At 68.3% G+C, this 14,293-nt stretch carries 18 protein-coding genes; 5 read left to right on the forward strand and 13 right to left on the reverse strand.

Annotated features, from left to right (window positions below; translation table 11 throughout):
- Positions 1-2: 2 nt before the first annotated feature.
- The 8 genes from BCL67_RS07740 to BCL67_RS15205 form a co-directional block, all read right to left on the reverse strand.
- Positions 3-335, reverse strand: a complete 333-nt coding sequence (locus tag BCL67_RS07740) for a tripartite tricarboxylate transporter TctB family protein (RefSeq protein ID WP_181255929.1) — start codon at positions 333-335, stop codon at positions 3-5.
- Positions 332-454, reverse strand: a complete 123-nt coding sequence (locus tag BCL67_RS15800) for a hypothetical protein (protein ID WP_258174880.1) — start codon at positions 452-454, stop codon at positions 332-334. The genes BCL67_RS07740 and BCL67_RS15800 overlap by 4 nt, the downstream gene beginning before the upstream one ends.
- 33 nt (positions 455-487) lie before the next feature.
- Positions 488-1,363, reverse strand: a complete 876-nt coding sequence (locus BCL67_RS07745) for a Bug family tripartite tricarboxylate transporter substrate binding protein (protein WP_106122878.1) — start codon at positions 1,361-1,363, stop codon at positions 488-490.
- A 222-nt stretch (positions 1,364-1,585) separates the two neighbouring features.
- Positions 1,586-2,320 carry a GntR family transcriptional regulator gene (locus BCL67_RS07750; RefSeq protein ID WP_106122879.1) on the reverse strand — a complete coding sequence of 245 codons (735 nt, stop codon included), beginning with the start codon at positions 2,318-2,320 and terminating at the stop codon, positions 1,586-1,588.
- A 97-nt stretch (positions 2,321-2,417) separates the two neighbouring features.
- On the reverse strand, positions 2,418-2,906 hold the full coding sequence (locus BCL67_RS07755; RefSeq protein WP_106122880.1) for a molybdenum cofactor biosynthesis protein MoaE: 489 nt from the start codon (positions 2,904-2,906) through the stop codon (positions 2,418-2,420).
- Entirely contained in the window at positions 2,903-3,529 is a 627-nt protein-coding gene (locus tag BCL67_RS07760; protein ID WP_258174882.1) for a MogA/MoaB family molybdenum cofactor biosynthesis protein, read from the reverse strand. Before BCL67_RS07760 ends, BCL67_RS07755 begins: the two co-directional genes overlap by 4 nt.
- Complete coding sequence (gene moaC / locus BCL67_RS07765) at positions 3,526-4,062, reverse strand: cyclic pyranopterin monophosphate synthase MoaC (RefSeq protein WP_106122881.1); 537 nt, start codon at positions 4,060-4,062, stop codon at positions 3,526-3,528. Before moaC ends, BCL67_RS07760 begins: the two co-directional genes overlap by 4 nt.
- Positions 4,059-5,402: a molybdopterin molybdotransferase MoeA gene (locus BCL67_RS15205; protein ID WP_181255930.1), complete on the reverse strand. Its 1,344-nt coding sequence runs from the start codon at positions 5,400-5,402 to the stop codon at positions 4,059-4,061. The genes moaC and BCL67_RS15205 overlap by 4 nt, the downstream gene beginning before the upstream one ends.
- A gap of 173 nt (positions 5,403-5,575) precedes the next feature.
- On the opposite strand from BCL67_RS15205, the gene moaA reads away from it, so the two are divergent.
- From moaA to BCL67_RS07790, 3 genes are all read left to right on the forward strand, one after another.
- Positions 5,576-6,706 carry a GTP 3',8-cyclase MoaA gene (moaA, locus tag BCL67_RS07780; protein ID WP_106122998.1) on the forward strand — a complete coding sequence of 377 codons (1,131 nt, stop codon included), beginning with the start codon at positions 5,576-5,578 and terminating at the stop codon, positions 6,704-6,706.
- 5 nt (positions 6,707-6,711) lie between these two features.
- Entirely contained in the window at positions 6,712-7,080 is a 369-nt protein-coding gene (locus BCL67_RS07785) for a MoaD/ThiS family protein (protein WP_106122882.1), read from the forward strand.
- 62 nt (positions 7,081-7,142) lie between these two features.
- Positions 7,143-7,517, forward strand: coding sequence for a hypothetical protein (locus BCL67_RS07790; protein WP_106122883.1), 375 nt, complete (start codon positions 7,143-7,145; stop codon positions 7,515-7,517).
- 28 nt (positions 7,518-7,545) lie between these two features.
- On the opposite strand, the gene BCL67_RS15445 is transcribed toward BCL67_RS07790, so the two are convergent.
- The 3 genes from BCL67_RS15445 to BCL67_RS07805 form a co-directional block, all read right to left on the reverse strand.
- On the reverse strand, positions 7,546-8,163 hold the full coding sequence (locus BCL67_RS15445; protein ID WP_181255931.1) for a hypothetical protein: 618 nt from the start codon (positions 8,161-8,163) through the stop codon (positions 7,546-7,548).
- A 38-nt stretch (positions 8,164-8,201) separates the two neighbouring features.
- Complete coding sequence (locus BCL67_RS07800) at positions 8,202-9,503, reverse strand: M16 family metallopeptidase (RefSeq protein ID WP_106122885.1); 1,302 nt, start codon at positions 9,501-9,503, stop codon at positions 8,202-8,204.
- A gap of 158 nt (positions 9,504-9,661) precedes the next feature.
- Entirely contained in the window at positions 9,662-10,093 is a 432-nt protein-coding gene (locus tag BCL67_RS07805) for an Lrp/AsnC family transcriptional regulator (protein ID WP_106122999.1), read from the reverse strand.
- Positions 10,094-10,242: 149 nt separating this feature from the next.
- Between BCL67_RS07805 and BCL67_RS07810 the strand changes: the two genes are divergently transcribed.
- The gene (locus BCL67_RS07810; RefSeq protein WP_106122886.1) at positions 10,243-11,271 is read left to right on the forward strand and encodes an ornithine cyclodeaminase; all 1,029 of its coding nucleotides are present in this window, start codon (positions 10,243-10,245) and stop codon (positions 11,269-11,271) included.
- A gap of 5 nt (positions 11,272-11,276) precedes the next feature.
- Positions 11,277-12,299, forward strand: a complete 1,023-nt coding sequence (ctlX, locus tag BCL67_RS07815) for a citrulline utilization hydrolase CtlX (protein WP_106123000.1) — start codon at positions 11,277-11,279, stop codon at positions 12,297-12,299.
- Positions 12,300-12,434: 135 nt separating this feature from the next.
- Here ctlX and BCL67_RS07820 read toward each other — a convergent pair whose 3' ends face one another.
- Both BCL67_RS07820 and BCL67_RS07825 read right to left on the reverse strand, forming a co-directional pair.
- The gene (locus BCL67_RS07820) at positions 12,435-13,154 is read right to left on the reverse strand and encodes a hypothetical protein (protein ID WP_258174884.1); all 720 of its coding nucleotides are present in this window, start codon (positions 13,152-13,154) and stop codon (positions 12,435-12,437) included.
- A 422-nt stretch (positions 13,155-13,576) separates the two neighbouring features.
- Positions 13,577-14,278, reverse strand: a complete 702-nt coding sequence (locus BCL67_RS07825; RefSeq protein WP_106122887.1) for a DUF6318 family protein — start codon at positions 14,276-14,278, stop codon at positions 13,577-13,579.
- Positions 14,279-14,293: the final 15 nt, after the last annotated feature.

Genomic DNA, 14,293 nt, shown 5'->3' on the forward strand with positions numbered 1-14,293 from the left:
CCCTACGGCAGCACTGTGCGCAGGACGTTCTCGAACACCCAGTTGAGGGTGAAGGGCAGCAGCGTGGCCAGCGCCAGGCTGGCGATGAGGACCGGCTTGGAGTACTCCCTGATCAAGAGGGCGAATCCGCCGAGCAGGAAGATCATGGAGCTGAGCACGAAGCCTGCGAGTCCCAGGAGCGCCACGTAGACGGAGAGCATCGCGACCATCGCGGGCACCCGCCAGTGCACCTTGAGGAAGGTGTCCAGTCCTTTGAAGCTCACCGCCTGGTCCGCGGCGACGAAGCTGCGGACCAGCAGGATCGCGGTGAGTCCGAAGATCAGTCCGAGGATCACCCGTGGGAAGAAGGCCGGACCAGCGCCGCGCCGCCGGTGGGGCCGGGCAGCTCGGTGGTCTGGGACCAGAAGGCGCCGGCGAGGACCACCAGGGCCAGGCAGAAGAGACGGTCAGCCATGAGGGCACCTCCGCAGAGCGGGAGACCTCATGCTCAGAAGTCCTGCATCTGGTCGGCCAGCTGCTCCATCGAGGAGTCCAGCTCGTCGATGTGGCTCTGGTAGTCCTCGGAGTTCATGAAGTTCGGGTAGGACCCGAGCTCCTCGACGCGCTCCTGGAACTCCTCATTCTCGAAGGCCGCCTCGAAGGCGTCCTGCAGGACCTCGATGTGCTCGGCGGGGGTGCCCTCCGGGGCCAGGAAGCCGCGGTCCACGGTGAGCGAGAAGTCGATGCCCTGCTCCGCGACGGTGGGGAGGTCCGGCAGCTGCGGGTCCCGTTCGTCGTTGACGACGCCGAGCGGGACCAGGGATCCGTCTTCGATGTAGCCCTCACCGGAGGCGTAGTCGCCGGTCATGCCGTCGACCTCACCGGAGATCAGCGCGGCGTACTGCGGGCCGGTGCCGTTGTAGTTCACGTAGTTCAGCGAGGTGGGGTCGATGCCGGCGGCGTCGAGGATCGCGGCGATCGTGTAGTGATCCTCGGAGCCGGTGGTGAAGGCCCAGGTCACCTCGCCCGGGTTGGCTTCGACATGATCGAGGAAGCCCGCGAGATCCTCGATCCCGTGCTCTTCGGCGAAGTCGGAGCTCACCGAGGGCAGGTGCGGGGTCGCGGTGCCCAGGGCGATGGGCTCGAAGGCGTCAAAGCCGTAGTCGACGATGTTGGTGTGGAACGCGGCGGCGGTCACCTGGTGGGTGCCCAGGATCGTGTAGCCGTCGGCCTGGGAGTCCTTGACCTGGCGGGAGCCCACGGTGGCCGAGGCGCCCTCGACGTTGACCGGAACGATGTTCTGTCCGAGCTCGTCCTCGGCATATTCGGCCATGAGCCGGAACAGGACGTCGGAACCGCCGCCCGGCGGGTAGGGAATGACCATTTCGACCGGGGCGGTGGGAATCCCTCTTCGGCGGCGCCGGCTTCGGCGGTGTCTCCGCAGGAGCTCAGCGCCAGGGTGCTGATGGCCAGGGTGCCGATGACAAGGTGCGCGTTCTTCTTCACGGTGTTCTCCTCAGGTGAGTGGTGGGGTGCGAGTGAGCAGGATTGGTCGGATGAGTGGAGTCAGGCGGGCGGGCTCAGGTCGGCCGGGTGGGTCGGGTGGTCAGCGGGTGAACGTGTCGGTCGGGACGGTGCCGGTGAATCCGTGGGCGGGCTTCTTGTGCAGGGCCCGGGCCAGCGCGGCGTGGCGGGAGCTGGTGATGTGGTCGGTCATGGCGGCCTCTGCGGCGTCGAAGTCCTGCAGGGCGAGCAGGTCCAGGATCGTCAGGTGCTGCTCGGCGGCGATGGCCAGCCGGTCGGAGGTCATGTAGCCGTACATGCGCAGGGCGCGGATCCGGTCGTTGACGTGGACCAGGACCGAGACCAGCGCGGGTTCTCCGGCGGCCTCCAGGACGCTGCAGTGGAAGGCTTCATCGAGGGCGACCATGTGGGGCGCGGGCTCGGGCATGTCGGCGCGCAGCTGCTCCCACTGCGTGGAGAGCGCGCAGAGCATGGCGGCGTCGTATTCCGCCGGGCCGTGGGCCACGCGTCGGATTCCCTGCAGCTCCAGGGCCAGTCGGGCCTCGTAGAGTCCGCCGAGCACATCCGGGGAGGGCAGCACGAGTCCGAAGCCGTTGGTGTGCTTCTGCAGCAGACCTTCAGCCACCAGGCGTGCGATGCTCTCGCGCACCGGGGTTCGAGACACCCCGAACTCCGAGGCGACGGATTTCTCGGTCAGCCGGTCCCACGGGGAAACGTGTCCGGCTCGGATCGCCGTCCGGAGGGCGGCATAGACCCGGTCGGTGGCCGGCAGCGCAGCGGCCTCCGTATTCGGGTCTGTCGACGCATCTGTATACATGCTGACAACGCTAGAAGGACAGTGTTTCCCTCTGGTTGCCGAGGGTTACAAGGCGATTACTGCGGTGATGCGTTTAGGTGACCGTCTCCGCACAGGGCTAGAGCCCGACCCACTCCTTGCTGCCGTCGGCGAAGAACTGCTCTTTCCAGATCGGCACCTGTTCCTTGGTCTGCTCGACCAGCTCCGCGCAGGCCTGGAACGCCTCCGCGCGGTGCGCGGAGGCGACTGCGGCGACCAGCGCATGGTCACCGATCGCCAGCTCTCCGACTCGGTGCGCCACCCAGACCCGCACGGTGGGGAATCGCGCGGCGACGTCGACGGCGACCTGGGCGATCGCCTCGGCCGCGGAGGGGTGCGCGGTATAGCTGAGCCGGTGCACCGGTTGGCCCTGGTCATGGTTGCGCACGATCCCGGAGAAGCCGACGACGGCGCCGGCCCGCTCCGCCCAGACCTCTGACTCTGCCTGGGCCGGGGCCAGCGGCTGGTCGCTGAGCTGAGCCAGGATCACCCGCTCCTGCGGGAACTCGAAGGGCTCGTCGGCGGCGAAGCCGGCCTGGTTCAGCTCCTGGGGTGCGTCGGAGCTCATTCCCCGTTGCCCCAGGCCTCGTGGTCGCGGATGTCGGCGACCTGGTCACAGAGGTGCGGGAGCAGCTCGATGAGCACCTCCATGCCCTCGCGGACGGCCTTCGGCGAGCCGGGAAGGTTCACGATGACGGTCTTGCCGGTGACCCCGGCGACTCCGCGGCTGAGCGAGGCCAGCGGGTTCTTGGTCCGGCCGTGCGCGCGCACAGCCTCCATGATGCCGGGGATCTCTTTGTCCAGGATCGGTTTGGTGAACTCCGGGGTCATGTCATCGGGGGTCAGTCCGGTGCCGCCGGAGGTGATGATCACGGCGGGTTCGATCTGGACCAGGAGCTCGGAGAGGGCGGCGAGGACTCCCTCGCCGTCGGGGATCAGCACCGGGGGCCGGGCGAAGAAGCCGATCTTCTCCGCGTACTCGGCGATGACCGGGGCCGAGCGGTCCTCGGTGACGCCGGTGGCGGCCCGGGTGGAGACGATCACCGGTGCGATCATCCGCGCGGTCTCGGCGTCGGAGTCGTCGGTCTCGCCCAGGTCCGGCACCTCGGCCTCGCCGGCGGCGCCGTTCTCGGGCGAGGTGTTCTCGGGCGGTGTCTGCTCGGGCGGGGTGGTGTGCGGGGTGTCGGTCATCGGGTCTCCGTCTCGGTCCTGGACCATTCTCCGCTGGCGCCGCCGGTCTTGAACAGGACCATCTGGTCGGTGATCACGGCACCCTTGTCCACGGCTTTGATCATGTCGTACAGAGTCAACGCCGCGACGGTGGCCGCCGTCAATGCCTCGATCTCCACGCCGGTGCGGGAGGTGGTCTTCACCTCGGTGGTGATGAGCACCGAGCCGGGAGCCGGCGCGTCGACCGCCAGGTCCACGGTGACCTTCGCGACGGGAAGCGGGTGGCAGAGCGGGATGAGCTCGGGGGTCTTCTTGGCGGCCATGATGCCGGCGATCCGTGCGGTGGCCAGGGCGTCGCCCTTGGGCAGTCCGTCGCCGGCGAGCAGGGCGGTGACCTCGGTGGTGGTGTTGACCACGGCCTGGGCCCGAGCCACCCGCTGGGTGACCTCCTTGCCGGAGACGTCGACCATGTGGGCGCTGCCGTCGCCGCGGACGTGGGTCAGCTTCGGCCGAGGAGCCGCCTCGGTCTGGTGATCAACAGGCTGTTCGCTCATCGGGTGCCCACCCCGCGACCGGTGATCAGCACGGCCTGCCGCTCGGAGCCGGCCGGGATCTCGACGTCGTCCTCGGGCAGCACCAGCAGCGCGTCGGCTCGGGCAAGGTGGCCCAGCAGATGGGAGCCGGGGCCGCCCTCCAGCGCCACGGTGGGCACGGCTCCGGCCTCGGCCGCGGCGTCGTCGAGGATCCGGACCCGGCGGAACTGCCGGACGCCCTGCGGGGAGCTGATCTCCTCGGCGGTGCGCACGGTGATCTGGCGCGGCGGGGCGCAGTTGGGATCCACCGCCGCCAGGGCGGGACGGACCAGGGTCTCCATGCTCACCGCGGAGGACACCGGATTGCCGGGAAGCGAGATGACGGCGATCGGGGCGCGGGCGTCCTCCTGCTGGGAGCGCCAGTGCAGCAGCCCTCGGCCCTCGAGGTCGCCTTCGAGCAGACCCCAGCCCTGCGGACCGCCGGGCTGCTGGGCGACGACGCCGAAGGAGATGCCGCGGCCTCCGAGGCCCTGGCGAACCACCTCGTAGGCGCCCTTGCTGATGCCGCCGGCGGTGATGATCAGGTGGGGGTGATGCACGGCGACCAGCGCGTCGAGCGCATCGAGGAACCAGGCCGGGTCATCGGTGCCGATGCGCGAGGTCTCCACCTGGTGCCCGAAGGTCTCCAGCACGGCGCCGAGCAGCGGGGTGTCGGCGTCGTAGAGCTGTCCGGGGCGCAGCTCGGAACCGGGGCGGCGGATCTCGTCACCGGTGGAGACCACCAGGGTCCGGATCGGTTCCAGGACGCTGATCTCGGCATACCCGCAGGCGGCGAGCACGGCGAGCTGGGCGGGGCTGATCACATCGCCGGGTTCGGCCAGCAGCGTGCCGGCGCTGATGTCGGAGCCGATCTCCCGGATGTAGCGGCCGCGGGCGACGTCTGCGGGGGTGAGGCCGCTGAAGTGCACCTCCTTGGCGCCGAAGCCCTGCGTGAACTCCACCGGGATGACCAGATCGGCGCCGGCCGGGATCGGGGCGCCGGTCATCACCTCGAAGGCGGCACCCAGCGGCAGCAGGGCCGGCTCCTGGCCAGCAGCGGTGGTGCCGGCCACCGGCAGGGTCGCGTCCCCGGCGGTCACCGTGAGGTCCGCGGCGCGCAGCGCGAAGCCGTCCATCTGGGAGTTGTCGAACCCGGGCAGGGGCACCTCGGAGACCAGCCGTTCCGCGACGATCCGGCCGGCGACCTTCCCGGAGGAGATCTCCACGGTTTCGCTGGCACGGGCGCCGAGAGCGGCGCCGAGCACCTCTTTCAGGCGGCTGATGTGCTCTTCAACGGGTACGCGCACGGAGGTCTCTGACATGGGCTCCAGTCTACGCAGTGGCTCTGACATCTCCTCGAGACAGGCCGCGGGGATACGATGGCCAGATGCAGCAGCTTCCAGCTGACCACGCCACCGCTCCAGGTCATCCGAGCACGGCCCCGGTGAGCCCGAGCGCCACCGGTCCGGTCGCACCCAGCCGGGTCCAGCTGGGCATGCCCACGCTGCCCTCGCAGATCCCTTCCCGATCCAGCGTTGCGGGCGGGCCCGACACCACGGGCCCTGACCCATCCCGCGGGCTGATGGACTCCTTCGGTCGCCGCGCCACCGACCTGCGGATCTCACTGATCGACAAGTGCAATCTGCGCTGCACCTACTGCATGCCCGCGGAGGGGCTCCCCTGGCTGAGCAAGGATCAATTGCTCTCCGCCGCGGAGATCCGCCGTCTGGTGGACATCGGGGTCAACACGCTGGGTGTCCGTGAGCTGCGGCTGACCGGCGGCGAGCCCCTGGTCCGCGCCGATCTGGTGGAGATCATCGCGGCTCTGCGCGCCGATCATCCAGACCTGCCCATCGCGATGACCACCAACGCCATCGGGCTGGAGCGCAAGGCCGCCGCCCTGGCGGAGGCCGGACTGACCCGGGTCAACATCTCGCTGGACTCGGTGCACCGAGAGACCTTCGCCCAGCTGACCCGCCGCGACTCCCTGGACAAGGTGCTGATCGGGGTCGAGGCGGCCGCCGCCGCGGGTCTGACCCCGCTGAAGATCAATGCGGTGCTGATGCGCGGGATCAATGACGCCCACGCCGCTGACCTGCTGGAATGGTCGGTGACTCGGGGCTTCGAGCTGCGCTTCATCGAGCAGATGCCGCTGGACGGGGATCAGCAGTGGAACAAGGAGGGCACGATCTCCGCCGCCGAGACCCGCGAGCTGCTCTCCGAGCGCTTCGTGCTGACCCCGACCCCGGAGAACCGCGACGGCGCCCCGGCCGAACGCTTCGACGTCTACCCGCTAGGCACCAGCGCGGAGGAGATCCGCCACGGACGGCAGGGACCGCCGCTGGGACGGGTCGGGGTGATCGCCTCGGTGACCGAGCCCTTCTGCGCCGACTGTCGGCGCACCCGACTCACCGCCGAGGGCCGGGTGATGAGCTGCCTGTTCTCCAATGAAGAGTTCGATCTGATGCATCTGCTGCGCAACCCAGCGACCACCGACGCGCAGATCGCCCAGGCCTGGGCCGAAGCGATGTGGCTCAAGCCCGCAGCCCATGGCACCGACCGCCCGGGCTTCGACCTGGCCAGCTTCCACCGCCCTGACCGCTCGATGTCCGCCATCGGAGGCTGAAGAAGATGACCGAGCGCTCCGCCGCACCCGAGGCGTCCCCGCGGCCCGAGATCCCGGGTGCGCCGATCACCGTGCGGTTCTTCGCCGCTGCCGCCGAGGCGGCCGGGGCTGAGGAGCTGCGGCTGCCGGTTCCGACTGAGGGCGTCGCCGTCGTCGACTTCCTGACCGAGCTGCCCCGGCTGGTGCGCGAGCGTGGATCCGCGGCAGACGGCTCCGCTGGCGGGCCCGACGACGACGCCGCGTCCGCCCCCAGTCTGGAGCGGGTCTGCGCGCGCAGCTCCTTCCTGGTCAACGGAGTCAGGGCCCGGGCGGAGAGCGCCCGGCTGCACCCCGGAGACCAACTCGACGTGCTGCCGCCGTTCGCCGGCGGATAACAAGATCACAGGTGGCCGCGAGGCGCTGACAGGCAGGCGAAGCTGCGAGTAGATTCCCGAGCATGATCAGGACGCCGATGGAGACGGTGCTGGCGCAGTTCGCAGCCTACCGAGTCGGTGACCGCCGCGCGGCACGGCTGTTGCTCAGCGACGACATGACCTTCACCTCGCCACAAGATGACCATGTGGACAAGGTGACGTTCCTGGACACCTGCTTTCCTACTGCGGAACGGTTCCTCCGGCAGGAGCTGGTCAACGCGGTGGAGATCGAACCCGGTCTGGTCATGCTGCGCTATATCGCGCAGCTGCGGGGTGAGGAGCCGTTCAGCAACGTGGAGATCATGACGGTGGTCAACGGACAGATCACGGAGATCGAGGTCTACTTCGGCGGCGTCGAGTCCAGGGTCAGTGAACGGCGGACGAGCCGGCAGCTGTGACTCGCCCACCGAGCGAGACTCAGCGGAGTCAGTCAGCGAGGTCGACCTCGGTCAGCGGCACGACGTCGCGCTCCCCCAGCGGCGCCTCGAGCTCGACGACCACCGAGACGTAGCGAGCCTCCTGGGTGCAGGCCGAATCCACCGCGTCCGGGAGCGTGCCGGAGATCGTGGCCACCCGGACCTCCGCCTCGTCCTCCTGCACCACCGACCGCACCCCATAGCAGGCCGGGTTCCCGCTGTAGAAGGCGAGCTGCAGCTCCGTCTCCGAGGAGGTGCTGTATTCCTGCCAGCTGGAGAGGTGCTCTGCCACCAGCTTCTGGTTCTCCTGGACCGGCGTGGGGATCATGTCGGGCGCGATGTCATGCCCCGCGCCGTCGACACCCGCGCCGCCGTCGGCGACTCCGCCCCCGCCGCCGCCACCGTCGGGGGTCGCGTCGCCGGGATTCGGGCCCTCCGCCGGGGAGGTCGCGGCCGGGGCGCTGGTGGACTGATCGTCAGGACCCTCTCCACCCATGGGGCCTGAGTCGCCGACACAGGAGGTCAGGATGCCGAGGCCGAGCAACATGAATGCGGCGCTGGCGGCGCGGACGGCATCGGGAGCCCAGCTCGACGTCCGACGTCGGCCGAGATCTTGGCTGCGACGCATGAGACCCCCTCGGTCCACCTGCAGTGTCACTGCCAAGTCTAGGCGGGTCCGACCACCGTGACAGCCCGTGGTGAGCTGGCAAGCCTGGCGGCGACCTTGCGGACATCCTCGACGGTGATGGCGTCGATCTGGTGCAGCGTGTCGGAGATGTCCACGAACTCTCCGCGTACCAGCTCCGCGCGTCCCAGCCGGGACATCCGCGAGGAGGTCTCCTCCATGCCCAGCACGGTGCCGCCGCGCAGCTGACCCTTCGCGCGGGTGAGTTCCTCTCCACTGACGTGCTCGGTGGCGATCCGGTCGAGCTCGGCGGCCATGACCTGGGTGACCTTCCCGACCTTGTTCGGCAGGCATCCGGCGTAGAGGCCGAAGTAGCCGGCGTCGGTCATCGCCGAGGAGAAGGAGTAGGTGGAGTACGCCAGTCCGCGGCGTTCGCGGACCTCCTGGAAGAGCCGGGAGGACATCCCGCCGCCGAGCACCGCGTGCATCACCGAGAGCGCGAACCGGTCGTCGTCGGAGGCGGCCATGCCGCGTCCGCCGAGGATCACCTGGGACTGCTCCACGGGCTTGATGATGGTCTCGGTGCCGGCGCGGACCGGGATCTCGGTCTCGCGACCGACCCGACGCTCGGCCGGTGAGCCGGGCACGGTCATGTCCCAGGAGGACTTGTCCAGCGCCTCGGCGATCAGCGAGACCACGTGGTCGTGGTCGAGCCCGCCGGCGGCGGTGATGACCAGCTCATCGGGTCGGTACCAGCGCTGGTAGTGATTGAAGACGTCCTCGCGGCTGGCCGCGTTGATCTCCTCGGGAGTGCCGCCGATGGGCCGGCCCAGCGGGTGCCCGTCGAGGACCTGGGAGCCGAAGCGCTCGTGGACCACGTCTTCGGGGTCGTCCTCGGCCATGGCGAGCTCTTCGAGGATGACCCCGCGCTCGATCTCCATCTCGGCCGGGTCCAGGAGCGCCGAGGTGACGATGTCGGTGAGCACCTCCACGGCCATCGGCAGGTCGGTGTCGAGCACCCGGGCGTAGTAGCAGGTGTGCTCTTTGCCGGTCAGCGCGTTGGACTCACCGCCCACGCTGTCGAAGGCGGACGCGATCTCCAGGGAGGAGCGGGTCTTGGTGCCCTTGAAGAGCAGGTGCTCCAGGAAGTGGGTGGATCCGTGCTGGTGGGCGGCCTCGTCGCGCGAGCCCACCCCGATCCAGAAGCCCAGGGTGACCGAGCGCTGGCCCCGCATCTCCTCGGTGAGCACCCGCACCCCGGCGGGGAGCACGGAGCGGCGGACGGTGGAGCCGGCGTCGTCGTTCAGGACGCCTTCGGTGTGAGGATCAATGGTGACGCGCATAGGCCCCCAGGTTACCCGGCCAGTTGCAGAATCCGGCACCTACGTATCAACCGGAGAACGCAACCAGCCAGGAGGAACGCCAGGAGCACGACGACGGCGCCGCTCGCCTCCCAGTGGCAGGGCCGGCTCCCTCGCCGCACCCAGCGCTCACCCCCGGCTCAGCGGACCACCGAGCTGAGCAGCAGGCTGGTCTCGCTGTTGACCACGCCCTTGATCCCGCGGACCCGGCGCAGCACCTCGTCGAAGTCGCGCAGGTTCTCGCACGAGATCTCCGCGACCAGGTCCCAGCCGCCGTTGGTGGTGTGCAGCGCCATGATCTCGGGAAAGCCGCGCAGCTCGGCGATCACATGGTCGGTGGTGCGCCCGACGACCTCGATGAAGGAGATCGCGCGGACCTCGCCGGTCTCGTTGTGGTCATGGACGCGCACGCTGAAGCCCACGATGACGCCTTGGGCCTTGAGCTTCTCGATCCGGCTGGTGACCGTTGCCCGGGCGACCCCGAGCTGCTCGGCGAGCGCCGCGACCGGGGCGCGGCCGTCCTTGCGCAGCGCGGAGATGAGGCGGCGATCGAGGTCGGTGAGACGAGGCATGTGCATTATGCTAACTGCACCCTGACAAACTGCCACCTGATTGCCCCGAAATTCAGCAGAACTGCTCTTACATGTACACATCGAGATCCCTAGGCTGATCCTCATCAACCTGGCACGATTCCCGCACCACCATTTGTAAGGAGTTCCTCATGACGCAGTTCGTCGACGTCGGCAATATGGCCCGCTGGATCCAGCGCGAGGGTGTCGAGCACCTGATGACCGAGATGATCGCCTACCTCGAGGACGACTTCCGCCGCTGGGAGAGCTTCGACAAGATCCCACGCATCGCCAGCCACACGCCGTTCGGCGTGATCGAGCTGATGCCGACCTCGGACCTGGAGACCTACGCCTTCAAGTACGTCAACGGGCACCCGCTGAACCCCTCTCGCGGGTTCCAGACCGTCACCGCCTTCGGCATGCTCGCCGATGTGGACAACGGCTACCCCACCTTCCTGGCGGAGATGACCCTGCTCACCGCGCTTCGCACCGCCGCGACCTCGGCGATGACCGCGAAGGCGCTCGCCCGCCCGGACTCGCGGCGGATGGCGCTGATCGGCGCCGGCTCCCAGGCCGAGTTCCAGGCCCTGGCGATCCGCTCCGCCCTGGGCATCGAGGACCTGCAGGTCTTCGATGTGGACCCCGCCGCGATGGAGAAGCTGCGCCGGAACCTGGGGCCGCTCGGCTTCCGGGTGACCCTCGCTTCCTCCACCGATGAGGCCGTGGCCGGAGCCGACATCATCACCACCTGCACCGCGGACAAGGCGCAGAACACGATTCTGAGCTCCGCGCAGACCTCCCCCGGCGTGCACATCAACGCGGTGGGCGGCGACTGCCCGGGCAAGACCGAGCTCGACGCGGAGATCCTGCGCCGCGGCCGGGTCTTCGTGGAGTACCCGGAGCAGACCCGGGTCGAGGGCGAGATCCAGCAGATGGAGCCCGACTTCCCGGTGGTCGAGTTCTGGCAGGTGCTCACCGGCGCTGCGGCCGGACGGCAGTCTGCCGAGCAGATCACGATCTTTGATTCGGTGGGCTTCGCGATCGCCGATCTCTCCGCGCTGCGCTTCGTCCGCGACGCCACCGCCGGCACCGACCTGCAGACCGCGCTGGACCTCGTCGCCGACCCCGAGGACCCGAAGGACCTGTTCTCGCTGGTCAGCTCGCTGAAGCCGGTGGGGTGAACTGGATGACTGAGGTGCTCGATGCCCCGGTCGGGCGGTTCGCCCTGGGACCCGACGGCGAAGCGCGGGTCTCCCCCGCCGGTGGGCTGACCGAGCAAGCTCCGTCCCGGGTGGTGCTGGTGCGACCACACCAGTTCACGCCCAACCCCCAGACCGCCGCGGACAACAGCTTCCAGCAGCGGATCCTGGAGGCGCTGCTGCCCTCGGCGGCCCGGGAGTCGGCCCGCCAGGTCGCGGCAGCCGCCTACGCCGAGGTCACCGAGCTCGGTCGGACCCTGGAGCGGCTCGGGATCGGCGTGGACATCTTCGATGACCCCTCCACGGAGACCCCGGACAGCGTGTTCCCGAACAACTGGTTCAGCACCCACCCCGACGGCACCGTCACGCTCTACCCGATGTATGCCGAGAACCGGCGGGCCGAGCGGCGCGGGGACATCCTGGCGCATCTGCAGGAGACCTGCCGGGTGCGCAGAGTGGTGGACTACTCCTCGGCGGAGCGCTTCGGGGAGTATCTCGAAGGCACCGGCTCGATGGTGTTGGATCACCGCGCTCGGCTCGCCTACGCGTGCCGGTCCCGCCGGTTGTCGGCCGGGCTGTTCACTGAGTTCTGCCGGGACTTCGGCTATGCGCCGGTGCTCTTCAACGCCACCGACGGCGAGGGGGTGCCGGTCTATCACACCAACGTCATGATGTCCGTGGGCACCGATCTGGCGCTGATCAGCAGCGAGGTGATCCGCGACCAGGCCCAGCGCGAGCACGTCCTCGGCGTCCTGCGCGACTCCGGCAGAACGGTGGTGGAGCTCAGCGAATCCCAAGTGGGCAGCTTCGCCGGCAACTGCCTGGAACTCGCCGGGACCCAGGGGCGCCACCTGGTGCTGTCCACGACGGCCGAAGCAAGCCTGACGGCGCAGCAGCGCGAGACCATCTCGGCACACTGCGCGCTGGTCCCGGTGGATGTGTCCACGCTGGAGGCGGCCGGCGGGTCCGTGCGCTGCATGATCGCCGGGAACCACCTCCCCCTCCGCTAACCCCTTCCTGGGCAGTTGCAGTCTCCGGTAGCTACGTATGGACCGGAGAACTCAACTGCCCAGGATGAGCGGCGGGAAGAAGACGACGACGGCGCTCGGTCACCCCCTGCTCGAGAGCTGGGGGGAGGCTGGGGTTCAGTCCCCCAGCCAGTTGCCGTTGGCGTCGTACTGGTCGGCGAAGATCTTCGGCGGGGTGTCACCCGGCTCGAGGGTGACCGGACCGTTGCAGCCCCAGTCCACGGTGTTGCGGCAGGAGCCGGAGACGTTGCGCGCAGCGACTCTCCAGATGTCGGCTTCGCCAGGTGACGCCTGGACGTCCACGGAGCCGGGGATGACGATCCAGGGTCCACCGCCGACCCGGTATTCGCCCACGAACGTGGTGGTCAGACCGACCGGGAAGCGGCCGGTCTCGGAGTAGACGTGGCTGGTGGGCGTCTCCTGGTCGGTTTTGACCACCGCCTCCCCCTGCCAGCTGTCGGGCATCGGTTCGCCTGGGTCGTAGGTGACCCGGCTGGTGCCGTCGCCGTAGTTCCATAGGAAGCTCTGAGGGTTCACCCGGATCTCCACGGGGATGCCGAGAAGGGTCTGGTTCAGGGTCTGGGTCCCGACATCGGCGAACATGTGGGTGTGCCGGTTCCTGTAGCCAAAGCCCAGGAGGTCGGGTTCGAACTCGACGGAGCCACCGGCGATGGGCAGGGTGGTGAATGCTCGTTGAACTTCCCCGGGAAGTAGCTCGAGGATGTCGGCTAAGTCGTCCTGAGCTGCGATCTCCGGATCTTCGATCTCCGCAATCTCTTCGATCTCGGGCTCGTACTGGCACCCGTAGCCCAGTTCTCCGTCTCCTGCATCGATCAAATTCGTAGCTTGGGCGTCGAAATCGCAGTATTGGACGATCTGTTCTCGACAGTCTGCCTCAAAGTTGCCGGCAGCCCCTTGGCAGTATATGAACTGCCCAGTCCTTGGTCGTTCCGGTCGCGGATCGAACGCTACAGAGCCGCCACCTTCCCCTGCATCCCTAGCAGGCGGATCCACGGAACTGCCTCCGCGTTCCCTAGCCGGAGAGTTGGGGGGACCACTCCTCTCCTCACGAAGCCTGGGTATCGTGCACTCCAAGTCAACGGTCGGACCCTGGTCTTGCCAGAAGGAGTCGCGAACATCGCAGGTGCCCGTCCCCGAGGACGCAAAGGCCCGGGCAACGTGCTGAGGGGAAACCGTAAGCCCTACAACGAGATATACGATGACGGTCGTCGCCGCTATGAAACGTTCGGGCCGCATGCCTATTCACCCCGAGCTTCAGGCAGGTACACCTCGGCAACTTCCCAATGAGCATCCCCGAACACCAAAACTGCTTCCATCCCAGGAACTGCAGCCTCCTCGACTTCGGCCGCTATGGTTCCGTCGGAGTTGAAGCGTTGCGTGGCTCCTTCGTTCAGCGTGAACAACACTGACGCTTCTTGTTCTTGAGTGATAGCGCTGACGATCGGATCAACAACATCCACCCCACTGGTCGCAAACCAGCCTTCGTCTTCTTCGTAGACTTGCTCAGCTTGGAGAGCTCTCTGGGCGCACATCACACATTCCGATCCCGACAGTTCCTCGAGAGGCTGGGATTGACCGGTGAGCTGAAGGTAAGTGGAAGCCTCAAACCAATACCTCAGCGCCGCCAGCGCCCCCTCTTCGGTCTCCTCGTAGATCTCATCCGGAACCTCAGGCTCCGGCCAGTTCTGCGCGGGTCCATCCGAAGACGCAGGGACCGGCGTCGGCGATGATTCCGGCTCCTCGGTCTCGCCCCCGTCACCACTCGACTGCTCCGGCTCCGGCTCCGAAACTTCACCGTCCGGTGAGGGCTGCTCCGCACTCGGTGCACCCTCCGCCCCAGCAGGTTCAGCCCCAGCATCGTCACCTCCACAAGAACTCAGCACCAACCCGAGAACCGCCGCAACACTCACCACACCAAGCCGACCCGCCGAAGTGTTCATGAACCTGATCCGTTC

It is taken from the genome of Nesterenkonia sandarakina, assembly GCF_003003175.1.
GTDB lineage: Bacteria > Actinomycetota > Actinomycetes > Actinomycetales > Micrococcaceae > Nesterenkonia > Nesterenkonia sandarakina_A.